Annotated in this window: 19 protein-coding genes; 4 read left to right on the top strand and 15 right to left on the bottom strand. The window is 62.0% G+C overall.

The features are described from left to right. Positions 1 to 17 precede the first annotated feature (17 nt). The 9 genes from JQ845_RS09325 to cbiE all read right to left on the bottom strand — a co-directional run bounded on the left by JQ845_RS09325 (position 18) and on the right by cbiE (position 10611). A complete protein-coding gene (locus JQ845_RS09325; RefSeq protein ID WP_203008925.1) occupies positions 18 to 2135 on the bottom strand; it encodes a TonB-dependent receptor in 2118 nt (705 codons plus the stop codon). 165 nt (positions 2136 to 2300) lie between these two features. Next, positions 2301 to 3677 (bottom strand): PepSY-associated TM helix domain-containing protein, encoded by a 1377-nt coding sequence (locus JQ845_RS09320; RefSeq protein ID WP_203008924.1) that lies wholly within the window; start codon positions 3675 to 3677, stop codon positions 2301 to 2303. A gap of 82 nt (positions 3678 to 3759) precedes the next feature. Further along, a complete protein-coding gene (locus JQ845_RS09315) occupies positions 3760 to 5838 on the bottom strand; it encodes a TonB-dependent copper receptor (protein ID WP_029612517.1) in 2079 nt (692 codons plus the stop codon). 98 nt (positions 5839 to 5936) lie between these two features. Continuing rightward, positions 5937 to 6308 (bottom strand): DUF2946 domain-containing protein, encoded by a 372-nt coding sequence (locus tag JQ845_RS09310; protein WP_127195744.1) that lies wholly within the window; start codon positions 6306 to 6308, stop codon positions 5937 to 5939. 42 nt (positions 6309 to 6350) lie between these two features. Further along, positions 6351 to 6845 (bottom strand): copper chaperone PCu(A)C, encoded by a 495-nt coding sequence (locus JQ845_RS09305; protein ID WP_203008923.1) that lies wholly within the window; start codon positions 6843 to 6845, stop codon positions 6351 to 6353. 47 nt (positions 6846 to 6892) lie between these two features. Next, a complete protein-coding gene (locus JQ845_RS09300; RefSeq protein WP_003439179.1) occupies positions 6893 to 7291 on the bottom strand; it encodes a DUF2946 domain-containing protein in 399 nt (132 codons plus the stop codon). Positions 7292 to 7584: 293 nt separating this feature from the next. Then, the gene (locus JQ845_RS09295; protein WP_010656236.1) at positions 7585 to 8313 is read right to left on the bottom strand and encodes a cobalt-precorrin-6A reductase; all 729 of its coding nucleotides are present in this window, start codon (positions 8311 to 8313) and stop codon (positions 7585 to 7587) included. After that, positions 8310 to 9407 carry a cobalt-precorrin-5B (C(1))-methyltransferase gene (locus tag JQ845_RS09290; protein ID WP_161719777.1) on the bottom strand — a complete coding sequence of 366 codons (1098 nt, stop codon included), beginning with the start codon at positions 9405 to 9407 and terminating at the stop codon, positions 8310 to 8312. The genes JQ845_RS09295 and JQ845_RS09290 overlap by 4 nt, the downstream gene beginning before the upstream one ends. After that, complete coding sequence (gene cbiE, locus JQ845_RS09285; RefSeq protein ID WP_203008922.1) at positions 9400 to 10611, bottom strand: precorrin-6y C5,15-methyltransferase (decarboxylating) subunit CbiE; 1212 nt, start codon at positions 10609 to 10611, stop codon at positions 9400 to 9402. Before cbiE ends, JQ845_RS09290 begins: the two co-directional genes overlap by 8 nt. Positions 10612 to 10891: 280 nt before the next feature. On the opposite strand from cbiE, the gene cobG reads away from it, so the two are divergent. The 4 genes from cobG to cobJ are packed head-to-tail and all read left to right on the top strand — an operon-like array spanning position 10892 to position 15210. Next, positions 10892 to 12196, top strand: a complete 1305-nt coding sequence (gene cobG / locus JQ845_RS09280) for a precorrin-3B synthase (RefSeq protein WP_328821706.1) — start codon at positions 10892 to 10894, stop codon at positions 12194 to 12196. After that, positions 12189 to 12815: a precorrin-8X methylmutase gene (locus JQ845_RS09275; RefSeq protein ID WP_160626272.1), complete on the top strand. Its 627-nt coding sequence runs from the start codon at positions 12189 to 12191 to the stop codon at positions 12813 to 12815. The genes cobG and JQ845_RS09275 overlap by 8 nt, the downstream gene beginning before the upstream one ends. After that, positions 12812 to 13546, top strand: coding sequence for a precorrin-2 C(20)-methyltransferase (locus tag JQ845_RS09270; protein ID WP_177412922.1), 735 nt, complete (start codon positions 12812 to 12814; stop codon positions 13544 to 13546). The genes JQ845_RS09275 and JQ845_RS09270 overlap by 4 nt, the downstream gene beginning before the upstream one ends. Then, the gene (gene cobJ / locus JQ845_RS09265) at positions 13543 to 15210 is read left to right on the top strand and encodes a precorrin-3B C(17)-methyltransferase (protein WP_160626271.1); all 1668 of its coding nucleotides are present in this window, start codon (positions 13543 to 13545) and stop codon (positions 15208 to 15210) included. Before JQ845_RS09270 ends, cobJ begins: the two co-directional genes overlap by 4 nt. Before the next feature lie 59 nt (positions 15211 to 15269). Here cobJ and JQ845_RS09260 read toward each other — a convergent pair whose 3' ends face one another. From JQ845_RS09260 to dusB, 6 genes are all read right to left on the bottom strand, one after another. After that, entirely contained in the window at positions 15270 to 15866 is a 597-nt protein-coding gene (locus tag JQ845_RS09260) for a MarC family protein (RefSeq protein WP_003439201.1), read from the bottom strand. Positions 15867 to 15940: 74 nt separating this feature from the next. Further along, positions 15941 to 18718 (bottom strand): hybrid sensor histidine kinase/response regulator, encoded by a 2778-nt coding sequence (locus tag JQ845_RS09255; protein ID WP_010656233.1) that lies wholly within the window; start codon positions 18716 to 18718, stop codon positions 15941 to 15943. Between the two features lie 98 nt (positions 18719 to 18816). Continuing rightward, positions 18817 to 20115, bottom strand: coding sequence for a phosphoribosylamine--glycine ligase (gene purD, locus JQ845_RS09250; protein WP_003439206.1), 1299 nt, complete (start codon positions 20113 to 20115; stop codon positions 18817 to 18819). A 121-nt stretch (positions 20116 to 20236) separates the two neighbouring features. Continuing rightward, positions 20237 to 21844, bottom strand: a complete 1608-nt coding sequence (gene purH / locus JQ845_RS09245; protein WP_003439208.1) for a bifunctional phosphoribosylaminoimidazolecarboxamide formyltransferase/IMP cyclohydrolase — start codon at positions 21842 to 21844, stop codon at positions 20237 to 20239. 81 nt (positions 21845 to 21925) lie between these two features. Next, entirely contained in the window at positions 21926 to 22246 is a 321-nt protein-coding gene (gene fis, locus JQ845_RS09240) for a DNA-binding transcriptional regulator Fis (RefSeq protein ID WP_003439210.1), read from the bottom strand. Further along, a complete protein-coding gene (gene dusB / locus JQ845_RS09235) occupies positions 22243 to 23256 on the bottom strand; it encodes a tRNA dihydrouridine synthase DusB (protein ID WP_003439212.1) in 1014 nt (337 codons plus the stop codon). Before dusB ends, fis begins: the two co-directional genes overlap by 4 nt. Positions 23257 to 23383 lie beyond the last annotated feature (127 nt).

Here is a 23383-nt window from a genome sequence, read left to right as displayed (position 1 = left end):
CTGCAGGGGTTGGGGCTTTAAAAGGTGTAATCCGCCGTGACGAAGAACGAGCGCGGTTCGCCCATGATCCATTGCTGGCCGCCATTGTATTGGCTTACAGCGTACTGGCGGTTGAACAAATTATTCAGGCGCAGGCCCAGGGTGGTTTTTGGCAGCACTTTCCAGCTGACAGTGGCGTCCACCACGGTGTAACTCGGCAGTACGACGGTGTTGGCAAGGTCGGCGTAACGCGAGTCCACATAACGCACCCCGGCCCCGGCATTCAGGTCATCGCTAATGGTTTTGCTCAACCACAGGTTGGCGGTGCGCCGCGGTACGTCGGTGGGGCGGTTGCCTTTGCGGGACACGCCTTCGTCATCGAACTTGTCGTATTCGGCCCGCACGAACGCGGCATTGGCCTGCAGCTGCCAGCGATCCGGCAGTTGCAGATCGAGGCTGGCTTCAAGGCCGTTGGATGATTGCTGACCGACTTGCAGCGAGTTGCCCGGGTTGTTCGGATCAGGCGTCAGCAAGTCCTTTTTGACGATGTGATACGCGGCCAGGGTCCACTCACCGCGCTGGTCCCAGAACATTTGCTTGAAACCGACTTCGGTCTGGCGGGCGCGGGCCATGTCAAAGCCTTGCTCGGAGGGGTACAGGCTGATCAGCCCGGCTACGCCATCGACGCTGGTGGCCTGTTGCGCATACACCGACATGTCCGGCGTCAGTTCATACACCAGGCCGACTTTCCAGCTGTTGGCCGAGAGGCTGCGATCACTGCGGGTGTCTTCGATCAAGTCGTCGCGGTCCAGGTGCACGATGTCGCGCCGCACGCCAGTGACCAGCGACAGCTGCTCGCTCAGTTGCGTGCGGTTTTCGGCAAACAGCGACACTTGCTGGGTGGTGGTCTTGAACTGGTCGCGGTAGGGCGAATTGCTTGTGAACTCGCCGCGATCCGGGTGGTTCATGTCAATCGGTGTACCGCCAGTCACTACATCCTTGTAAGGCGCATTGCTGTGCAGGTCGAAGTGGATACGGTTGTAGTCCGCGCCCACCAGGGTTTTGCTTTCAAGGCCGAACAGATCGTGGTCGAGGGTGAACGTCTGACGGTCACCGACCTGTTCCTGCTGGTGCTTGATGCTGTAGTAGCCACTGCGCATCAAGGTTTGTCGGTCCTGGTCCCAGGCATGGTTTTCAGCGTTTTGCCAGCGACGCTGGGCCTTGAGGTAATACAGTTCGTTGCTGGCAACCAGATCGTCGTTGATCTGCCACTCGCTGTTCAGGCGCGTCCACTGATCGTTGTAATGCAGCTTGGCGTCGCGCACGTTGTAGTTCTTGTCCCGCAGGCTCTTGTGATAACGGCCATTGATCAGGGGGACGCCGAAGTCGTTCTGCGGCTCCTGGTCGCCGTAGTCGTGACTCAGGGTAAATGCCAGATCATCCCGGGCCTGCCAGCGCAGGGCGGCACTGATAAAGGTGCTTTCGGAGTCACCGTGGTCGATCCAGCCATTGCTTTGGATGTGGTTGAGGTTCAACCGGTAGCTCAGGGTATCGGTCAGCGAGCCGCCGCTGTCCAGGGCTTGCTGCTGGCTGTCGTAGGAGCCGTAGCCAACCCGCAGATGATTTTCGATTTCGCCGCTGAACGGTTTTTTCGGGATCACGTTGATCACCGCGCCGGTCGCGCCTTCGCCGTACAGCACTGATGCCGGGCCGCGCAGCACATCGATGCGCTCCACCGACCAGTCGTCCACCGGGAAGGTCACGGTGCCGGCGCCGCTGTACATGCGAATCCCGTCATACAACTGCATCACCGAGCCCTGGCCGACAAAACCCCGGGCCGAGTACGACGAGCCGCCGTTGCCCGGGGTAGCCGTGTTGGTGATACCGGTGGTACGAGTCACCGCGTCCTGGACACTGCGGTCGCCGCGGGCACGAATCCGTTCGCCGCTCAGGCTTTCGACGCTGGCCGGGGTTTCAAGGCTGTTGAGGTTCAGGCGTGAGCCGGCGCTGGTGGCAGTCTTGAGGTCGATGTGTTCGGCATCGACTTGCGGCGCGGTAATGTTCGCGGCCGGCAGCATCAGGGACGGGGCGGAGTCATCCGCGTGGGCGCTGTTGATCGCCAGCAGACAGAGGCTGGAAAAAAGGTACTTGTTCATCGGGGCAGTGAGTCGCTTATTTCAAGAGGTGTCCCCGCTGCCTCCTGGCGGCGGGTGATGGAGCTTAAAGGCTTTTGTTATACAGTAACAATAGTTTTCTGCTTGATACTGGCTTGCCAGTATAGCCAGGGCTCTAGATCGCGCATCTCGGATGCTTCATGTTGTTTATGAGCGCAGCTCAAGTGGTGGCGTTTTGCGAAAAATCATCAGCAGGCGATCCAGCAACCACACCGCGATCAGCGAAGCGCCCACCAACGGAAAGGCAATGGCCAGTGCCAGGATAATCAGCACCCCGGTTTTCCAGGTCGGCAAATCGTGGCGCAGCGGCGGGACCCCCAGACGGCCCTGGGGACGGCGTTTCCACCAGATCACCAGAGCGCTGACCGAACTCAGCAGGATCATCAGGCACACCAGCAAAATCACGATCTGGTTGAAGGTGCCGAACAGCTTGCCTTCATGCAGCATCACGCTCATTTCGGTGGCGCGGGCGACGTTGCCGTATTGCTCCCAGCGCACATCGGCCAGTACCTGGCCGGTGTATTGATCGATATGCAGGGTGGCGTCGTTGCGCGGGTCGTCAGCGAACACGGCGATGGTGAATACGCCGGTGGCGGTGGTGGGCAAGGTGATGCTGTAGCCGGGTTCGACCTTGTGTGCAGTGGCCGTTTCAACCACCTGTTGCAGGCTGATGCCGGGGGCCGCCGGGCCGCTTGCGTGGGCGGCATGGGCCATGTGTTCAGCGTGGGCCCCGGAGACCGGCAGCGGGGTGTTTTCCATCGCCCAGGGTACGGTCTGGCGGGCAGGGGTGTTGAGGCTGCGGGCCTCGATATCCGACTGCGGCACGTTATTCCACATCGCCACCGGGAAGCGGTTCCACAGGTCGGCGTATTGCTTGCCCCACAAGCCGGTCCAGGTCATGCCGCTGAGCAGCATGAACAACAACAGGGCTGCGCCCCAGAAACCGGTGACAGCATGCAGGTCGCGCCACAACACGCGGCCGCGGCGGCTCAGGCGCGGCCATAAGATTCCGGCGGCCGATTGCCCGCGCGGCCACCACAGGTACAGGCCGGAAACCACCAGCACCACGCCCCAGCCGGCGGCGAGTTCCACCAGCCGGTCACCCACAGTGCCGATCATCAACTCCCCGTGTAGCGCCCGGGCCACGGCTTGCAGGTTGAACCTGGCATCCTGCTCGCCCAGCACTTCACCGCTGTACGGGTTGATGAACACGTTGAGCTGGCGCCCGTCATTGCTGACCACGAACTGGGCGCTGCGCTCGGGGTTGACCGCAGGCAGGTACTGGCTGATCCGGCCCTGTGGATAATCGAGGCGCACCCGCTGCAGTTGCTCGTCGGCACTGAGGCGGTGGTGGCCGGGGGTGACATTGAGCAGGTGGTCATACATCAAGGGATCGAGCTGGGGCTTGAACAGGTAAATGATCCCGGTCAGCGCCAGCAGAATCATGAAGGGGGCGACAAACAGCCCGGCATAGAAATGCCAGCGCCAGGCCAGGTTGTAGAAAGAGGGGGTTGGTCGGCTCATCGGGAGCGGCTCCGCAAGGTCATTATTCTCTTGAGCCCTGTGGGAGCTGGCAAGCCAGCTCCCACAGGGCAATCCGTTGTTTTCAGAAGCTCACATCAACCTTGGTCCACAAGGTGCGCCCCGGCTCGTTGATCGGGGTCGGGTCGTTTGCCGGGTAGCCGTAGCCGGCGTTGCCCGCCATGTTCAGGTGCTCGCTGTAGTTTTTATCCAGCAGGTTGTCGACGCCGGCACTGACCTTGAGGTTTTTGTTGATGCGGTACGCGCCGTTCAACGAGAACACGCCAAAACCGGCGCTCTTGTCGTAGTCCTTGCCGACCACATTGCCGGCATTACGGTCGATGCGGTCTTGCGGTGCCACCAGCCGCCACAAGGCCCCGGCACTCCAGTCGTCCTGGCTGTAAGTGAGGCCCAGGCGGCTGTCCAGCGGTGGCATTTGCGGCAGTGCCTTGCCGTCCGTGGTGTTCTTGCCCCAGGCGTAGGCCAGGGTGGCGTCGGCTTTCCAGTGTGCAGTCAGCTGATACGCAGCACCCAGTTCGCCGCCCATGATCCGGGCGTTGATGTTTTGCGCCCGGGACGAACCCGAGTCGTAGTCGAACAGGATGTAATCGTGAACGACCCCGGCATAGGCCGAGACCCAGGCTTCGAGATCGCGGGTTTTGTATTGCAGGCCCACATCGAGCTGAGTGGTTTTTTCCGGCTTGATTGCATCGAAAGCGTTAACCGAGCCGGCCGGGCCTGAGGTCGGGGAGAACAGCTCCCAGTAATCCGGGAAACGTTCGGCGTGACCCAGGCCGGCATAGACCGTGGCCGGGCTGTCGGCCAGATCATGTTCGTAACGCACAAAGCCGCTGGGCAGTGTATCGGCGCGGGTTTTATCCAGGGTCGGGTTGGCTTTGCTCATCATCCCGGAGCCGATCCGGGCGCGGTAATCCTTGGCCGCGGCGCGGTCCAGGCGGGCTCCGGTAATGACCCGGTCACGCTCGGCGGCGTACCAGGTCAGTTCGCCAAAAGCACCGTAGTTATGGAAGTCGGCGTCCTTGCTCCAGTTCTGATCCTTATAGGTATCGATGCCCATGCCGGAGCGTTTGCGGTGTTCGTTGGTCTGCGCATCGATACCGCTGATCAACTGGTAGTCGGCCCAGTGCCAGGTGGCCTTGATCCGTGCGCCGAGGGTGCGGCGGTCGACGTTGGAGGCCATGGGGCCGCTCATCATGCCGGTGCCCGACGGGGTACGCAGGCTGTAGTTGTCCATGACGTGGTCGGCATAGTTGTAGTAGACCTGTGCTTCGATCTTGTCGAGAACATCGCCGATATTTGATTTTTCGAAGCGCAGGCCCAGGCTTTCGCGCTGGTACTGGCTGCCGTCCATCCCGCGCCCGGCAGAGCGGGCTTGACCATCGCCCTTGCCGGCAGTGAGCTCCAGCAGGGTGTCCGGGTCCGGGGTCCAGCCCAGTGCTACATCGCCGTTCCACTTGTCATAGCGCGACGGCACGGTGTCGCCGTTGCCGTCCTTGTAGTCATCAGCGTGCGCGGTGTTGCCGATCACCCGCACGTAGCCCAGCGGGCCGCCGGCGGCGGCGTCGACGGTCTTGTCGAAGCGGCCGTTGGAACCGGCCAGGACACTGGCATTGACCCGGGTGCCCAGTTCGCCGAAATGCTCCGGTTCGCGCTCGAACAGGATGGTGCCGGCCGATGCCCCCGGGCCCCAGAGTACGGTTTGCGGGCCCTTGATCACGGTCAGCTGGTCGTAGGTTTCCGGCGAGATGTAGGAAGTGGGGGCGTCCATGCGGCCGGGGCAGGCGCCGAGCATCATGCCGCCGTTGGTGAGAATGTTCAGGCGTGAACCGAACATGCCGCGCAATACCGGGTCGCCGTTGGTGCCACCGTTGCGGACCAGGGCGAAGCCGGGAATGGTCTTGAGGTAGTCGCCACCGTCACTGGCCGGCACCGGCTGGCGCGGGTCCTTGGGGTTGGTGACTATGGTCAGTGGCGAGCTGGGGGCGATGGCCGTGATCACCAGCGGGCTGATTTCGTTGGCGTGCTCTGCGTGTTCGTCGGCCATGACCGCAGGCGCGAACAATGCGCAGCACAGTGCGCTCAGGGCGAAAGGGAATACCGTTTGGGCGTGGGGCAAACGGGCGGCAACAGTAAAGCGGGACATAAACATTCCAATATTCAAGCGAATACAACACGGCCAGCGGCCTGCGGCTGTCTAAAGCAGCACTGGCAGGCGGGCCTGTGAATTTGTGGGGTCGGTGCTTAAAGGAATGCTGGCGGGGCGCGGGAGCGGGCGCCGGGGAAGACCGGTTGCCGGGCATGGCCCAGCAGGGTGGTCGCCGCCAGATAGTTGCCCGGAGGGGGGGCTGTATGGAGGGTCAGGGTCGGGGCGTTGGGCAGTGCCGGGCAACTGAACAGCAGGGTGCAATAGCCGCACTTTTCCCAAATCGCGTGGTGATCGGCGGACGGTTTGCCGTGCTCGCCGTGGTCTTGCATCGACATGCCGGCCGACATCGGCATCGTCATGTTCATGGAGGCGTGATGATCCATCGGTACCGCTTGGGAAATCAGCGGGCCGATAAAAATCATCAGCATGGCAAACAGGCTCAGCCAGCTGCCGCGAATCTGCGACATGGCGTGCCTGGCGCGAGGGGCGCCCACGGGGATCAGTGACCGTTAGTGGGTGTGCATGGCTTCCGTGCTGGCGGGCGGCGCCTGTTTCTGCACGTTCACATCAACCGTGATGGCACCGGCCTTTTCAAAGTGCAGGGTCATGGGGAAGTGTTTGCCGTCCTGCAGCAGACTGCGGTCTTTGAGGCCGAGCAGCATCACGTGGTACGCCATGGGCGCGAACGTGGCGGTGCCGCCGGGGGCAACCTCGACGCTGGGCACCGGTTGCATCTTCATCAAGTCGCCCTGCATCACGTGCTGATGCAGCTCGGCTTTATCGGCAATGGGGGTGTCGACACTGACCAGGCGGTCGGCGCTGGTGCCGGTGTTGTGAATCACGAAATACGCGGCCACGGTCGGCGCATTGGGCGGTAACTGCTGGGACCACGGATGAGCGATTTGCAGCGTGCCGCTTTGGTATTCATGGGCGTTGGCGAAACAGGCAGACAGCAGCAAAGCCGCCGCGATCAGGGCATTTTTGACCAGTGACAGGTTCAACATGGCAATTCTCCGGAACGATTCAAACGCAAAATGGTTGCGAGGATGAATCAGGCCAGAGGGGAAGCGCGGGGGTTGAGGCTCGGCCATTGCTGGCGCGGGGTGGGGCGTTTGAGGTGGTCGGGGACTTGGCTGTGGCCATGTTCGATGGCGGCGAAATACAGAGTCGGGATATGCGCCGGCAAAGCCACCAGCGGTGCCGCGCCCGAGCAGCACCAGCAATGCTGCATGTTCGAGTGATCGTCTTTGCGGCTGTCGCCGGCGTCAAGCTTGCCCAGTGACACGGCAACCATCTTGGTGCCGGTGGAGGTGCAAAAGCTGCTCCACATGAACTGTTCGCCCGCTTCTTGCCTTGCCCCGCCCATGGCTCCGGCCGTCGACATGGCGAGCATGTTGAACAGCACTGCGAAGCAGGCGATCCAGGCAAATGCAAAGCGTTGTCGGGACATGAACAATTCCATGAGTGATGGCATCAAGGCGGCTATTTAGCCTGAATGACCGACGTAAGTAAAAACACAGGCTGTGTGGCGAAATGTCGCGTCAGTGTAGTTCACGCTGTCTTGGTTCTGGGGTTGAAAACTTACCCGTTCGCTGTGGGAGCTGGCTTGCCAGCGATGCAGGTGCCGCGCGCCGGCAAGCCGGCTCCCACAATGGCGCAGTAAACCCTGTAGGAGCGAGCTTGCTCGCGAGCTTTTTCAGCGCTGCAAGCATGCGGCTTTTACAGCACAGCATTGGTCCATATTCACAAATAACTCTCCCGCTTCAGCGCCTGCAGCACTTCATCGCCGGTCAAAAATGCACGGTCAACCTCTGGCAACTGCGGGCGTTTGAGAATCAACACCGGAGTCCCGCGTTCGCGGGCGACTTCGAGCTTGGGCTCAGTGGCGCTGCTGCCGCTGTTTTTGCTGATCAGTACGTCGATGCGGCGTTGAGCGAACAGGGTGCGCTCATCTTCGATCACAAATGGCCCCCGGGCGCCGATCACTTCGCAACGGGCATTGCCGGGGTAAGTGTCCAGGGCGCGCAAAGTCCAGAACTGTCCTTCGGGGATTTCATGCAAATGCTCAAGCGGCTCGCGGCCCAGGGTGAACAGCGGGCGCTGAAACGGTTTTAGCGCCTCGACCAGTTCGGCCCAGTCCGCCACTTCGCGCCAGTTATCTCCGGCCTGGGGCTGCCAGGCCGGGCGGCGCAAGGCCCAGCACGGGATACCGGCGAGGGCGGCAGCGCTGACTGCGTTGTGGCTGATTTGTGCGGCGTAGGGGTGAGTGGCGTCGAGCAGCAAATCAATGCGCTGCTGGCGTATGTACTGTGCCAGTCCTTCGGCGCCGCCATAACCGCCAACCCGCACTTCACAGGGCAAGTCCGCGGGCACGCGGCCGACGCCGGCCAGGCTGTAAATGTGTTGCGGCCCCAGGCGGCGGGCCATGGCCAGCGCTTCAGTGACGCCGCCCAGCAACAGGATTCGTTTCATGCAAAGGCTCCGGCGTGACCGACTATCCCGCCCTGGCGGTCGATGGCAAACACTTCGACCTGCACCTGTGCCGGCACCACGCTACGGGCGAAGTCGAGGGCGTGCTGGCACACCGCATCACCCAGGGCGATGCCCGCAGCACTGGCCATTGCCAGGGCTTGCTGGCTGGTATTGGCCTGGCGGATCGCCTCTTGCAGCTCGCAGTCGGCACCGCTGGCGGCGGCCCATTCGGCCAGCTGCGGCAGGTCGATACTGGAGTGGCGGCTGTGCAAATCCATATGCCCGGCCGCCAGCTTGCTGATTTTTCCGAAGCCGCCGCAGAGGCTCAACTTATCCACAGGTACTTTGCGCAGATGCTTGAGTACGGCACCGACAAAGTCGCCCATTTCGATCAGGGCAATTTCCGGCAGGTTGTAGACCCGGCGCATGGTGTCTTCGCTGGCATTGCCGGTGCAGGCGGCGATGTGCAGATAGCCGTTGGTCTTGGCCACATCGATGCCTTGATGGATCGAGGCGATGTAAGCCGCGCAGGAGAACGGGCGGACGATGCCGCTGGTGCCCAATATCGACAGACCACCCAGGATCCCCAGTCGCGGATTCATGGTTTTCAACGCCAGGGCCGCGCCGTCCTGGACGTTCACGGTGACGGTAAAGCCGCCGCTGTAGCCCAGCTCGGCTGCCAGCAGCAGCAGGTGTTCGGTGATCATTTTGCGCGGCACCGGGTTGATCGCCGGTTCCCCCACGGCCAGTACCAGACCCGGGCGGGTCACGGTGCCTACTCCGAGACCGGCGACAAAGCCGATACCCGGTTCCGGCCTGAGACTCACTTGGGAGTAAAGCAGCGCGCCGTGGGTTACATCCGGGTCATCCCCGGCATCCTTGATGGTGCCGGCTTCGGCCCCCTGATCGCACAGGCGGCAAAACTCCAGGCGCATGGTGACGATCTTGCCTTTGGGCAAGGTGATGGCGACGGCGTCATGGCTGACCCCGCTGAGCAGCAGGCGCGCGGCGGCCAGGCTGGTGGCTGTGGCGCAGCTGCCGGTGGTCAGGCCGCTGCGCAGCGGCGCGGGTTGTTCGGCGGTTTCGTCACGCATCGAGAGGTTTGGTCACGTCTAAGAGGGTTATCGGCAAGGCCTGACGCCAGGTATCGAATTCCCCCAGCGGTTGCGCCTGGGCGATATGGATTCGGGTCAGTTCGCCACCGTGACGCTCGCGCCAGCTCATCAGCAGCATTTCGCTTTGCAGGGTGACGGCATTGGCCACCAGGCGCCCGCCGGGTTTGAGCTGTTGCCAGCAGGTGTCGAGCACCCCTTCGCGGGTCACGCCGCCGCCGATAAAGACCGCGTCCGGGCGCTCCAGCCCTTCAAGGGCTTGCGGAGCCTCGCCGCGGATCAGTTGCAGGCCGGGTACGCCCAGAGCATCGCGGTTGTGTTCGATCAATTGCTGGCGCCCGGCATCGGCTTCGATGGCCAGGGTGCGGCAGCTGGGGTAAGTGCGCATCCATTCGATTCCGATCGAGCCGCTGCCGGCGCCCACGTCCCACAACAACTGCCCCGGCAACGGCGCCAGGCGGGCCAGGGTAATGGCCCGTACATCGCGTTTGGTCAGTTGGCCGTCATGGCGGAACGCGCTGTCGGGCAGCCCGCCGCTTCGTGACAGCGGCCGGGTGTCGGTATCGGCCAGGCAGTCGATGGCGATCAGGTTGAGCGCCGCCACGGGCGGGTCGCTCCAGTCATCGGCACTGGCCTCGACTCGCCGCTCGGCCGGGCCGCCCAGGTGCTCAAGTACCCTCAGGCGGCTCGGGCCAAAGCCGCGTTCACGCAGCAGGGCAGCAACGGCCGCCGGGCTGCTGGCGTCGTTGCTCAGCACCAGCAGGCGCACGCCGCTGTGCAGATGAGCATTGAGCGCGGCGACAGGCCGCGCCACCACCGACAGCGTCAGTACATCCTGCAAGGCCCAGCCCAGTCGGGCGGCGGCCAGCGAGAAAGATGACGGGGCAGACAGCACCTGCATTTCATCGCTGGCTACCACCCGGGCAAGACTGGCCCCCACACCGAACCACATGGGGTCGCCGCTGGCCAGCACGCACACCGGTGTACCGCGCAAGGCCAGGACCGGTGCCAGTGAGAACGGGCTCGGCCACGCCTGGCGTTCGGCGCGGATGCAGGCGGGCAGCAAGTCCAGCTGGCGCGGACCGCCAAACACGTTGCCGGCACTGAGCAGGGCGCGCCGGGCGTTTTTGCCCAGGCCGCTGAAGCCGTCTTCACCGATTCCCACAATTGTTAGCCAGGGCGACATGCCGATCCTCTTGGTAAACGCTGATTTTTCCATCCGCCAGCACTGTTGCAAGACGCGCCGGCAGGGCGCCCATGATAGCGCGCCTTGGGCTCTCGGCGCCTCGCCCATAAAGCGGGCGGGCGGGCTCTGTTGCAGGTAATGCTGCTTAAGGTTGCCCGCAGCGGGTATTCCGTCCGGCAAGCTTTTCATGCGGTCGCCCAAAGCAGGCATAATGCGCCACCTGCAACAGCCCATTGCCTGCCTGGATCGACCTTTGACCTTGCCACCTCAACTCCCTGTCATGACGCCCGTGCGCCCTACGGCTTGCCCGGGGTTGCTGCGTATCGTGCAGGCGCTGGACGGCGGGATTTGCCGGGTCAAGCTCGATGGTGGCTGCATCACCTCGATGCAGGCCCGTGCCGTGGCGGATGTGGCGCAGCGCTATGCCAGTGGCGTCATTGAAGCGACCAACCGTGGCAACCTGCAGATTCGCGGGGTCGGGGCGCAACATCGGGCTCTGGTTGAACCCTTGCTGGCGGCAGGTCTGGGGCCTGCGACGGCAGCGGGTGACGATGTGCGCAACCTGATGCTGAGCCCGGCTGCGGGTATCGACCCGCAGATGCGCATCGATACCCGGCCGCTGGCCGCAGAGCTGCTTGCCAGTCTGCAAAACACCCCGCGGCTGGCCGAGTTGTCAGCCAAGTTCGCGCTGCAACTGGACGCTGGCGAAGCCCTGGTGATGCTGGAGCACCCGCACGATCTGTGGCTATCGGTGATTGAGCTGGACGGTCAGTTGGTGATGGCCTTCGGTCTGGCCGGCTGCCCGGCGCACAACCCGGCATTGGCTGCGGTGCCGCTGGCACAGGCCCATGAACTGGTGATGGCGGTACTGTTGCTGTTTCTCGATCTGGCCCGGCCTGAGCAAACCAGAATGCGGCATCTGCTTGAGGAAGTTGCCGTCGAGCACTTCATCGAGCAGTTACAGCAACGGCTCAGCGTAGGGTTGATCCCGCTGGCCATTGGGCCACGGGGTGTCGCGCCCGGGGTGAGGCATATCGGTACTTTTGCCCAGCGCCAGCAGGGCCGGGTGTATATCGGCGCGGTTCCCGGCCTGGGGCGTCTGGATGCCGCCATGCTCCGGGGGCTGGCGCAACTGGCTGACGAATCTGGTGACGGCACCCTGCGGTTCAGCCCCTGGCAAAGTGTGTTGCTGCCTGGGATCAAGACCAGCGATGCACCAGCTGTGACCCTCCAGTTAGAGGCGCTGGGTTTGTTGTGTGAGGCGGCGCAGCCGCTGGCCCATCTGGTGGCCTGCACTGGCTCCGAGGCGTGCGCGAAAGGCCTGGCGGACACCAAACAGGATGCCCGCCAGCTCGCTGCGGGTCTGCGCCAACCGCTGAATGTGCATCTGACCGGTTGCCGGCGTTCATGTGCGGCAGCCCATATTGCGCCGGTCACTCTGCTGGCCGTGGCGCCCGGTCATTACGACCTCTATTTACGTGCTCCAGAACAGCCGGGTTTCGGTGTTCTGCATGGGCGCAATCTTACTATTGAAGCGGCAGGCGCCTGGCTTGAGGCCCGCCAACGGAGCAACACCGATGATTGATTACATCCGCGATGGTCAAGAGATCTATCGCAACTCCTTCGCCATTATCCGGGCCGAAGCCAACCTCCAGAGCATCCCGGCAGACCTGGAAAAACTCGCAGTGCGGGTGATTCACGCCTGCGGCATGGTCGACGCCATCGAAGACCTGCGTTTTTCCCCCGGTGCGGGCAAGGCCGGGCGCGATGCGCTGGCCGCCGGCGCGCCGATTCTGTGCGATGCACGCATGGTGCTTGAAGGTGTGACGCGTACGCGTTTACCTGCCAATAACCAGGTGATTTGCACGCTCAAGGAAGAAGGCGTGGCCGAGATGGCGCTGGAGCAGGGCAACACCCGCTCGGCGGTGGCCCTTGAACTGTGGCGCCCGTATCTGGAAGGCAGCGTGGTGGTGATTGGCAATGCACCGACCGCGCTGTTTTACCTGCTGGAGATGATTGACGCCGGGGCACCGAAACCGGCCCTGATTCTGGGCTTCCCGGTAGGTTTTGTCGGGGCTGCAGAATCCAAGGCGATGCTGGCGGCAGACAGCCGTGGCGTGCCGTTTGTGATCATGCAGGGCCGCCGCGGCGGTAGCGCGATGGCTGCGGCAGCGGTCAACGCACTGGCCACGGAGATCGAATGATGACTCAACCTGGACGTTTGCTCGGTCTGGGCGTCGGTCCCGGCGATCCGGAGCTGATTACCGTTAAAGCCTTGCGCCTGCTGCGCGAATCGCCGGTGGTGGCGTACTTCGTGGCCAAAGGCAAAAAAGGCAACGCGTTCGGCATCATCGAAGCGCACCTGCAAGACGCGCAAACCTTGATGCCACTGGTGTACCCGGTGACCACCGAGGTGTTGCCCGAACCGCTGTCGTATGAACAAATCATCAGCGACTTCTACGATCAGGCGGCCGTAGAGGTTGCCGTGCATTTGCAGGCCGGCCGAGATGTGGCGGTGATCTGCGAAGGCGATCCGTTCTTCTATGGCTCCTACATGTACTTGCATGACCGTCTGGCCGAGCGCTTTGAAGCGCAAGTGGTGCCGGGGGTGTGCTCGATGCTGGGCGGCGCTTCGGTGCTCGGCGTGCCGCTGGTGTATCGCAATCAGAGCCTGTCGGTGCTGTCGGGGGTGCTGCCCCACGATGAGCTCAAGCGGCGTCTGGCCGATGCCGACGCTGCCGTGATCATGAAGCTGGGGCGCAACTTTCATAAAGTGCGCGAGGTTCTGGGGGAGCTGGGGCTGGCCGAGCGTGCGCTGTACGTCGAGCGCGCGACCATGAGCAACCAGAAAATCGTCCCGCTCAATGAAGTGGAGCCGATGTCGTCGCCTTATTTCTCGTTGATCATCGTGCCCGGCGAACGGTGGCAAGGTTGAGTCGCCCGGCCCCGGCCATTGTGATTCTGGGCAATGGCAGCCTGGCAACGGCCCGGCGCATCCAGCAGCTTTACCCTCAGGCGTTGATTTACGGCCTGGCCGGGCGGGTTGACGCGCCAGACCGCAGCTACAGCGATTTTGGCGCGACCCTGCGCCAGCTGTATCAGCAAGACACGCCGATTATTGCGCTGTGCGCCGCCGGGATTGTGATTCGCACCCTGGCTCCGCTGCTGCTGGAGAAAGGCGCCGAGCCGCCGGTGCTGGCCGTGGCCGAAGACGCCAGCGCGGTGGTTCCGCTGCTGGGTGGTCTGGGAGGGGTGAATGACATGGCGCGGGAAATCGCTGCCGGTCTGCAGGTTGCCCCGGCCATCACCACCAGCGGCGAATTGCGTTTTGGCACCTGCCTGCTGAACCCGCCGAGGGGCTATGCCCTGGGCGACCTGGAGGTGGGCAAACGCTTTGTCTCGGATTTGCTCGCGGGCGAGTCTGTGCGTATCGAAGGCGATGCGCCCTGGCTGGCCGGTGCACAACTGCCTGAAAACCCGCAGGCGCGGCTGGCGATCTGCGTCAGCAGTGCCGAGCGAGAACCCGCGGCCAATGAACTGCTGATCTACCCGCGCAATGTTGTAGCCCGGGTCAGCTCCGTTGTTGCAGCGCAGGGGATCCGTGAGGCGTTGCATGCAGTGAAGCTGGCCTGGCAATCGCTGGCCTGCATCGTTGCCGACGACACCTTGATGGCGAGCCCGCAACTGCGTGAGGCGGCGGCTGAGCTGGCTGTGCCGCTACGCTTCGTGAGTGCCGAGGAGCAGGCGCTACCTGTGGCCTGGCACGAGTCGGGCAGTGGTTTGGCCCTGGGGGTCGCTTCGGTTCCTCTGGACCCGCAACAGATCGGCAGGGCCCGGGGGCGGTTGGCAGTCATCGGCCTTGGCCCCGGCGCTGCGGAATTGATGGTGCCTGCGGTCAAGGCCGAACTGGCGCGGGCCAATGACGTGCTGGGTTACGAAACCTATGTGCGGATGGCCGGACCGTTTCGCGACGATCAAGTGCTGCACTGCACCGATAATCGTGAAGAAATGCAGCGCGCGCGGCATGCCTTTGAACTGGCGGCCAGTGGTCGCTCGGTGGTGGTGGTGTCTTCGGGTGATCCGGGGGTTTTTGCCATGGCCGCCGCCGTGCTTGAAGCCTTGCATGAGTCTGGTGATGCGCAGTGGCACAACGTCGACCTGGAAATCCTGCCCGGGGTTTCGGCATCGCTGGCTACCGCCGCGCAGGCCGGTGCGCCATTGGGGCATGACTTCTGCGTGATGTCGCTGTCGGACAACCTCAAGCCGTGGAGCATCATCGAAAAGCGTCTGGACCTTGCCTGCGAGGCGGATCTGGCGCTGGCGTTCTACAACCCGATTTCCCGCTCACGGCCCTGGCAGCTGGGGGTTGCGCTGGAAATCGTGGCCCGGCACCGCAGCCCACAGACGCCGGTGGTGCTGGGGCGCGACATTGGCCGCCCGGGCCAGACATTGCGGACTATCACTTTGGGCGCGTTGACTGCGGATCAGGTGGATATGCGCACCATGGTGCTGATTGGATCGTCTACCACCTGCACCTTCCCGCGTGCCGACGGCACAGAGTGGGTGTACACGCCACGCTGGTACGGCGAAAAGCCCTGACGGGCAGCATGGCCCCGCAATGGGGCCATGCTCTGTAATCGCTGACGGGGCGCGGGAGGTCAGGGCACTAGATACCCGCGGATTCCGGTGAAGATGATCTGCGCCGCTAGCGCACAAACGAACAGGCCCATCAGGCGGCTGACGATCTGCAGGCCCTGGTCACCCAGAATCCGCTCGATCCTGTTGGACAGGTACAACACCACGCCGACGGTCAGGCTGGCCAGGGTAATGCTGACTATCGCCATCAGCTTGTCATCCCAGTGCGGCTGGCTGACCCCCATGACCAGCAGGGCACCGATGGTGCCCGGTCCGACCGTCAACGGAATGGTCAGCGGCACTATGGTGACATCCTGCTGCACGTTGTCGGTTTGCACGGCCGATTTGCCCTGGGCCATGCCCAGTGCCGAGATGAACAGCACGCTGCCGGCGCCGATGCGGAAGGCGTCGACGGTAATCCCGAAAACACTGAAGATCGCCCGCCCGAACAGGTAGAGCAAGACGCTGGATATCAAGGTGGCCAGCGCCACTTTCCAGGCGAGACGACGGCGCTCTTTGTTGGAGTAGCCACGGGTCAGGCTGATAAAGCATGAGAGCACGAAGAACGGGCTGTAGAGCACCAGCATCTTCAAATACACACTGAACAATACATGGAGCATGGTCTGAGCTCACACCGAAGAAAGGCGACGAAAGTCTATCAGGCCGCCGGCAGTCTGTCGGCCAGCGTTGGGCCCTAGGAATGCTGCGCCTGGGATTCACGCAACTCCCGTTGCGCCACCCAATATTCCACCAGCTCGCGCAGTTGCGACAACTCGACCGGCTTGGCCATGTGTCCGTCCATGCCGGCCTGGCGCGCCCGTTCTTTGTGCTCCTCCAGGATGTGTGCGGTCAACGCCACCACCGGGGTGCGGATACGTTGATGGCTGACTTCCCAGGCGCGTAATTGCTCAGTGGCCGAGAAGCCGTCCATTACCGGCATTTCGCAATCCATCAATACCAGGTCATAACGCTGCGCTTTCATGGCCTTCAAGGCCTCTTCGCCGTTACAGGCCGTGTCGGGCTGCAAATTGAGCTTGCCCAGCATGCCGCGAATGACCTTGGTGGAAATACTGTTGTCTTCGGCAACCAGGATGCGGAAGTCGCCAGGCACCGTCACCGCTGTTGGCGGGCCATTGGCCGGGAGCTGCGCAGAGACCTGGCCTTTGTTGCGCTGGGTCAGTTCATCGGCCAGGGTGGTTTTCAGGGTATAGCCCGCCACCGGTTTGGCCAGAATGCGCTTGATCCCGCAGTTGCGGGCAATGATCTTGCTCGGGGCGTTGCTGATGCCGGTCAGCATCACCAGCAGGATGTCGTGGTTCAGGCTCGGGTCTTCTTTGATCTTGGCCGCCAGTTGCATGCCCGTCATGCCCGGCATGTTCTGGTCCAGCAGCACAATGTCGAAGTAGTCGCGCAGATGCGCCTTGGTGCGTAACAGGGCCAGGGCTTCTTTGCCCGAGGCCGCCGCGCTGACACTCAAACCCCAGGCCGAGCATTGCTGTACCAGCACTTTGCGGCAGGTGTCGTTGTCATCGACCACCAGTACCCGTGCACCCTTGAGCGGGCTGTCCAGGTCGGAGGTCGGGTGCTCGAGGTGTTGCGGGTCCAGGGGCAGGGTCAGCCATAGATTGCTGCCCCTGGTTTGCCCCGGCTTTATGCCGAACTCACCGCCCATCAAGCTGATTAGCTGGCGGGCGATGACCAGCCCCAGGTGACCGCCCAGGCGGGTAGCGGCGAGGAAGTTCTTGCTGTGCAGTTCGGCACTGAGCAGGGCTTCGCGCTCCTGTTCATCCATCGGCTGGCCGGAGTCCTGGATGGCGATGCGCAACCGTGGCGGCTGAGTGCGCTCTTCCAGTGCCACGACAATCAATATCTCGCCTTCGACGGTTTTCTTCAGCGCGCTTTCGAGCAGGCTCAGCAGGGTCTGGCGCAGGCGGGTGGGGTCACCGCTGATGACCCTCGGGACCTGTGGCTGAATGAAACTGATGAGTTCGACGTTTTGCTGTTCGGCTTTGGTGCGGAAGATATTCAGGCAGTCTTCGATCAGGGCATTGAGGTCGAACTGCACATCGTCCAGTTCGATCTGGCCCGACTCGAGCCTGGAAATATCGAGAATTTCATTAATGAGCGTCAGCAGTTCATTGCCGGCGCTGTGGATGGTCTGTACGTAGTCACGTTGTTTGACCGACAGTGGTGTCCCCAGCAGCAGTTCAGTCATGCCCAGTACACCGTTCATCGGGGTGCGAATTTCATGGCTGATCTTGGCCAGGAATTCGGCTTTGGCATTCACTTCGGCGTTACTGGCGGCCAGGTCACGGCTGATGCTGAATTGGTCCTCGGCGATGCTGCGAGCGCGTTCGCTCAGGGCGATGCTCATCAGCAGGCCGCAGATACAGACCACCGCCATCAAGGCCAGGATCAGCTCCTGGGGTGCGATCAGGGTCAGGCCCAGGAGCGTCGGGAGAATCACCAGGGTGCCGATGTTGAACACAATCATGGCCACCACGAACAGGCGGGCAGGGCGGTAGCCTTGCTGCAAGTGGTGAACCGAGACCAGCAGGATGCTCAGGCTTGCAAGCCCGACCAGGCCATAGGTCATCACGTTTAACGGCAGGGTGTCGAAGAACAGCACCAGCAGGCCGCCGATACAGATAATCAGGGTGTTGAGCAGCAACAGTTTCTGCAACCTGTGGGCGCTGCGGGCGCCAAAGAAACTGTAGGTGAACATCAACCCGCAAGGCGCCGTCAGTATCAGCGCCAGATAGGCCCCGGGTGGGTGGGCGCTGTGCCACTCGGGAAACCAGGGACCCAGCAGATTCAAGAACAGCGCCGAGCTGATCAGGAGCAAGGCTTCGCAGGCAGCGAGCCACAGGCTGCTGACTGAGCGGGTGAAAGCAAAGCGGATCAGGTTGTGCAGCACCAGCATTGCCAGGCAGCCGAGCAACAGCCCGTAGAGCAGGGTCATGCCCTGGTTGGCGGCGAGTATGACGGCGGAATCGAGGGTAATGTGCGGGCGCAGCTGATGCTCCGAAACCAGGCGCAGATACACATCCAGCTCTTGAGAGCTTTGGGGCAAGGGCAGCAGGTAGTCGCTGCTGGACAGCGGTTTGTCGGACGTCGGCAAAGTACTGCCGGCGCTGGTTTCGCTGATCAGTTTTTTGCCGTCGAGAACGTACAGGTCAAGACGTGCAAGATCCGGGGCGAAGACTCGCAAAATCTGTTCATGCTTGTTGGGCTGCAGCCGGAATCGCAACCATAACGCCTCATCGGGGTTGGCTGCGGTCAGCTCTTCGAGCTCGATTGGGCTGAATTGATTGCTTAAGCGGGGGGAACTGACATCGCTCAGTTGCAGGTCGCCACTATGGTCCAGAAGAACAGACCAAAGGTTGCCTTGGGCCGCCTGCACCGGCGTTAAATAGAGCAAAGCAGTCAGTAGACTGACGGTAATACCTATGGCGATCCTAAGCCAGCGCACGCTGAAATCCCTTCGTATATTGAAGCCTGATGGTAACTATGCGCGGCGCTGGAATAGTTAGGCAAGGGTTTGATCCCTTGCCTGTCCATATGGGTTACCTATTCCTGGGTTTCGCCGCGCTCGCGTGCAATGGCCCGGTAGCCAATGTCGTTGCGGTAGAAGCAACCATCCCATTCGATGGTTTTGGCCAGTGCATAAGCCTGTTCTTGAGCTGCTGCAACGGTGTCACCCATGGCGGTCGCGCACAGTACACGGCCACCGGCCGTCACCACTTCGCCAGCGGCATTGAGGGCGGTGCCGGCGTGGAACACCTTGCCTTCCAGTTTGGCTGCAGCATCCAGACCATGGATCACTGCACCCTTGGCGTAGTCGCCAGGGTAGCCGCCTGCAGCCAGGACGATGCCCAGGCTCGGGCGCGGGTCCCATTGTGCTTCTACCTTGTCCAGCGCCTGGGCCAGAGCAGCCTCTACCAGCAACACCAGGCTCGATTGCAGGCGCAGCATCACCGGTTGGGTTTCCGGATCGCCGAAGCGGCAGTTGAACTCGATGACTTTAGGGTTGCCGGCTTTGTCGATCATCAGGCCTGCGTACAGGAACCCGGTGTAGACGTTGCCTTCTTCGGCCATGCCGCGCACGGTTGGCCAGATAACCAGATCCATCACGCGCTGGTGCACTTGCGCAGTGACCACTGGCGCCGGGGAGTAAGCGCCCATACCGCCGGTGTTGGGGCCGGTATCGGCATCGCCGACGCGTTTGTGGTCCTGGCTGGTGGCCATCGGCAACACGTTCTTGCCGTCGACCATCACGATGAAGCTGGCTTCTTCGCCATCGAGGAACTCCTCGATAACGACGCGCGAACCGGCTTCGCCGAATGCGTTGCCCGCGAGCATGTCGCGCACGGCATCTTCGGCTTCAGTCAGGGTCATGGCGACGATTACGCCTTTGCCTGCTGCCAGGCCGTCAGCCTTGATCACGATAGGGGCGCCGACTTTTTGCAGGTACGCCAGCGCCGGCTCGATTTCAGTGAAGTTCTGATAGTCGGCGGTCGGGATCTTGTGGCGTGCCAGGAAATCCTTGGTGAAAGCCTTGGAGCCTTCGAGCTGGGCAGCGCCGGCAGTCGGGCCGAAGCAATCCAGGCCGCGGGCGCGGAACAGATCGACCACTCCGGCTACCAGTGGAACTTCAGGGCCAACGATGGTCAGCGAGACATTTTTCTCGGCGAAATCTGCAAGTTGCTCAAGGGCCAGCACGTCGATGGCGACGTTCTCGCACTTGGCTTCAATGGCGGTGCCGGCGTTGCCCGGGGCAACGAATACTTTGGCGACACGCGGGTCCTGAGCTACTTTCCAGGCCAGTGCGTGTTCGCGGCCACCGCTGCCAATGATCAAAACATTCATTTCAAAAACCTCGGATGACGCTGAATTCTGGGAAACGCTTTGTTTCTCTGTAGGAGCGAGCTTGCTCGCGAGCAGTCAAAAGATCGCGAGCAAGCTCGCTCCTACAGAAAGGGACGTCTAGTTAGTGACGGAAGTGGCGCATACCGGTGAACACCATGGCAATCCCGGCTTCGTCGGCTGCAGCAATCACTTCGTTGTCACGCATCGAGCCGCCCGGCTGGATCACCGCAGTGATACCGGCCTTGGCTGCATTGTCCAGACCGTCACGGAACGGGAAGAACGCGTCGGATGCCATGACCGAACCCTGCACTTGCAAACCGGCGTGCTCGGCCTTGATCGCGGCAATGCGGGCCGAGTTTACGCGGCTCATCTGGCCAGCGCCGACACCGATGGTCTGACGGTTCTTGGCGTAGACGATGGCGTTGGATTTGACGTACTTGGCGACTTTCCAGGCAAAGATCAGGTCGTGGATCTCTTGTTCGGTCGGTGCGCGCTTGGTGACGACTTTCAGGTCTTCGCTGCCGATCATCTGGATGTCGCGGCTTTGTACCAGCAAGCCGCCATTCACCCGCTTGAAGTCCCAGGCCGGTGCGCGGTCTGCGCTCCACTCGCCGCAGGCCAGCAGGCGTACGTTGGCTTTGGCGGCCACGATGGCGCGGGCTTCTTCGCTCACGGACGGGGCGATGATCACTTCAACGAACTGACGCTCGACGATGGCTTTGGCCGTTTCGGCGTCCAGCTCGCGGTTGAAGGCGATGATGCCGCCGAATGCCGACTCGGTATCAGTGGCGTAAGCCAGCTCATAGGCCTGACGGATGCCGCCTTCGGCGTCCGGGCTGACTGCGACGCCGCACGGGTTGGCGTGCTTGACGATCACGCAGGCCGGTTTGACAAAGCTTTTTACGCATTCCAGCGCGGCATCGGTGTCGGCCACGTTGTTGAACGACAGCTCTTTGCCTTGCAGCTGGGTGGCGGTTGCGATGCTGACTTCGGCCGGCTTGGCTTCTACGTAGAACGCCGCGCTTTGATGCGGGTTCTCGCCGTAGCGCATTTCCTGGGCCTTGATGAACTGGCTGTTGAAGGTGCGCGGGAACAGGCTGCGGCCTTCGGTGCTCAGGGTTTCGGCTGTCTGATTAACGGTGCCCAGGTAGTTGGCGATCATTCCGTCGTAGGCGGCGGTGTGTTCGAACGCCTTGAGCATCAGGTCGAAACGCTGGGCGTAGGTCAGGCCACCGGCCTTGAGGTTTTCCAGCACGTTGGCGTAATCGCTGGCATTGACCACGATCGCTACGTCTTTGTGGTTTTTTGCTGCCGAACGGACCATGGTCGGGCCGCCGATATCGATGTTCTCGATGGCGGTCGGCAGGTCGCAGCCTGGCTTGTTGATGGTTGCTTCGAAGGGGTAGAGGTTTACGGCTACCAGATCGATCGGCTTGATGCCGTGCTCGTTCATGATGTCGTCATCGATGCCGCGACGGCCCAGGATGCCGCCGTGGATTTTCGGGTGCAGGGTTTTCACCCGCCCGTCCATCATTTCCGCAAAGCCGGTGTAGTCCGCAACTTCGACAGCGGCTACGCCGTTGTCTTGGAGCAGCTTGAACGTACCGCCGGTGGAGAGGATCTCGACGCCGAGGGCTTCCAGTTCACGGGCGAAATCAAGGATTCCGGTTTTATCGGAAACGCTGATTAAAGCGCGGCGGATCGGCAGGCGGGTAGTCTGATCGGTCATCTCGATTTCCATCAAAAGCAAAGGAGTCAGCAAAAAAGGCGACCCGTTTTACCGGGACGCCTTTCAGGTTTGATTGAATGCTTACAGCAGATCGTACTGCTTGAGTTTTTTGCGCAAGGTGCCGCGATTAAGTCCCAGCAGCTCTGAGGCCTTGGTCTGGTTGCCCTTGACGTAGTTCATGACGCACTCGAGCAGCGGGGCCTCGACTTCGGAAAGTACCAGGTTGTACACGTCCGTGACTTCAGCGCCCTCCAGGTGGGCGAAGTAATTGTGCAGCGCCTTTTCGACACTGCCACGAAGGGTCTGACCTTCTTCGCTCGGTGTATTGAGGTGCTGTTTCAGGTTGACGTTGTCGCTCACGGGCGTTGTTCCACTCACTAATGTCTCGGTCATCATCGTCATGCGGCCACCCATCCTTCGTCCCCTGTCCCCAGGCTCTTGTGTCGTTCGGCGAAAAACGCCTGAACGTTGGCGCATTGTGCTTCCGTATCTTCTAAACGATTGAAGTGGGCGCGAAACTCCTTGGCGCCCGGCAAGGTTGCGAGATACCAGCCGACATGCTTGCGGGCAATACGTACCCCCAATACCTCCCCATAGAAGGTGTGCAGTGCAGCCAAATGCTCTAGCAGAATACGTTCCACTTCGCTCATCTGTGGTGCCGGCAGGAGTTGCCCGGTACGCAGAAAGTGATCAACTTCGCGGAAAATCCAGGGCCGCCCTTGGGCCGCCCTGCCAATCAACAGTCCGTCAGCGCCGGTCGCTTGCAGCACGTGCCGGGCCTTGTGGGGTGAATCTATGTCGCCGTTGGCAAATACCGGTATCGACACCGCCTGCTTGATCGCGGCGATGGTGTCGTATTCGGCTTCACCGGTGTACAGGTCGGCGCGGGTTCTGCCGTGCACCGCCAGAGCAGCAATTCCGGCCTGTTCGGCAATTTTCGCCACGGTCAGGCCGTTTTTGTTGTCCCGGTCCCAGCCGGTGCGGATCTTCAGGGTGACCGGCACATCAACCGCAGCCACGACGGCCTGCAGGATCTCGGTCACCAATGCTTCGTCTTTCAGTAGCGCGGAGCCCGCGGCCTTGTTGCAGACCTTTTTTGCCGGGCATCCCATGTTGATATCAATAATCTGCGCGCCCAGTTCCACATTGGCCCTGGCGGCATCTGCCAGCATTTGCGCGTCACCGCCGGCAATCTGTACCGAGCGGGGCTCGGGATCACCGTCGTGAATCATGCGCAAGCGTGACTTGCGGCTATTCCAGAGACTCATGTCGCTGGTGACCATTTCCGAGACAACCAGTCCCGCGCCCATCCGTCGGCAAAGCTGACGAAAAGGTTGATCGGTGACGCCCGCCATAGGGGCGAGGATCAAACCGTTGTGCAATGTATATGGGCCGATGCGTACCGCCGACATAGGACTTCCCTGTTGTGGGGCCGGATCTTGGGAGTTCGAAAAAGGGTTGGCATGATACCCGCTCTCGATGACCGGATAAAGACGCAATTGGATGAATTTTGAACAATTGGAGCCGAAGGCTGCCCAC

Origin of the sequence: Pseudomonas paraversuta (assembly GCF_904063065.1) — a bacterium.
GTDB lineage: Bacteria > Pseudomonadota > Gammaproteobacteria > Pseudomonadales > Pseudomonadaceae > Aquipseudomonas > Aquipseudomonas paraversuta.
The sequence above is the reverse complement of the archived record's forward strand: the minus strand, read 5'-3'. Positions and strand labels throughout refer to the sequence as shown.

Coding starts and splice junctions, on each gene's coding strand:
- JQ845_RS09325 (WP_203008925.1), bottom strand. CDS start 2,135: ATGAACAAGTACCTTTTTTCCAGCCTCTGTCTGCTGGCGATCAACAGC.
- JQ845_RS09320 (WP_203008924.1), bottom strand. CDS start 3,677: ATGAGCCGACCAACCCCCTCTTTCTACAACCTGGCCTGGCGCTGGCAT.
- JQ845_RS09315 (WP_029612517.1), bottom strand. CDS start 5,838: ATGTCCCGCTTTACTGTTGCCGCCCGTTTGCCCCACGCCCAAACGGTA.
- JQ845_RS09310 (WP_127195744.1), bottom strand. CDS start 6,308: ATGTCGCAGATTCGCGGCAGCTGGCTGAGCCTGTTTGCCATGCTGATG.
- JQ845_RS09305 (WP_203008923.1), bottom strand. CDS start 6,845: ATGTTGAACCTGTCACTGGTCAAAAATGCCCTGATCGCGGCGGCTTTG.
- JQ845_RS09300 (WP_003439179.1), bottom strand. CDS start 7,291: ATGTCCCGACAACGCTTTGCATTTGCCTGGATCGCCTGCTTCGCAGTG.
- JQ845_RS09295 (WP_010656236.1), bottom strand. CDS start 8,313: ATGAAACGAATCCTGTTGCTGGGCGGCGTCACTGAAGCGCTGGCCATG.
- JQ845_RS09290 (WP_161719777.1), bottom strand. CDS start 9,407: ATGCGTGACGAAACCGCCGAACAACCCGCGCCGCTGCGCAGCGGCCTG.
- cbiE (WP_203008922.1), bottom strand. CDS start 10,611: ATGTCGCCCTGGCTAACAATTGTGGGAATCGGTGAAGACGGCTTCAGC.
- cobG (WP_328821706.1), top strand. CDS start 10,892: ATGACGCCCGTGCGCCCTACGGCTTGCCCGGGGTTGCTGCGTATCGTG.
- JQ845_RS09275 (WP_160626272.1), top strand. CDS start 12,189: ATGATTGATTACATCCGCGATGGTCAAGAGATCTATCGCAACTCCTTC.
- JQ845_RS09270 (WP_177412922.1), top strand. CDS start 12,812: ATGATGACTCAACCTGGACGTTTGCTCGGTCTGGGCGTCGGTCCCGGC.
- JQ845_RS09260 (WP_003439201.1), bottom strand. CDS start 15,866: ATGCTCCATGTATTGTTCAGTGTGTATTTGAAGATGCTGGTGCTCTAC.
- purD (WP_003439206.1), bottom strand. CDS start 20,115: ATGAATGTTTTGATCATTGGCAGCGGTGGCCGCGAACACGCACTGGCC.
- purH (WP_003439208.1), bottom strand. CDS start 21,844: ATGACCGATCAGACTACCCGCCTGCCGATCCGCCGCGCTTTAATCAGC.
- fis (WP_003439210.1), bottom strand. CDS start 22,246: ATGACGATGATGACCGAGACATTAGTGAGTGGAACAACGCCCGTGAGC.
- dusB (WP_003439212.1), bottom strand. CDS start 23,256: ATGTCGGCGGTACGCATCGGCCCATATACATTGCACAACGGTTTGATC.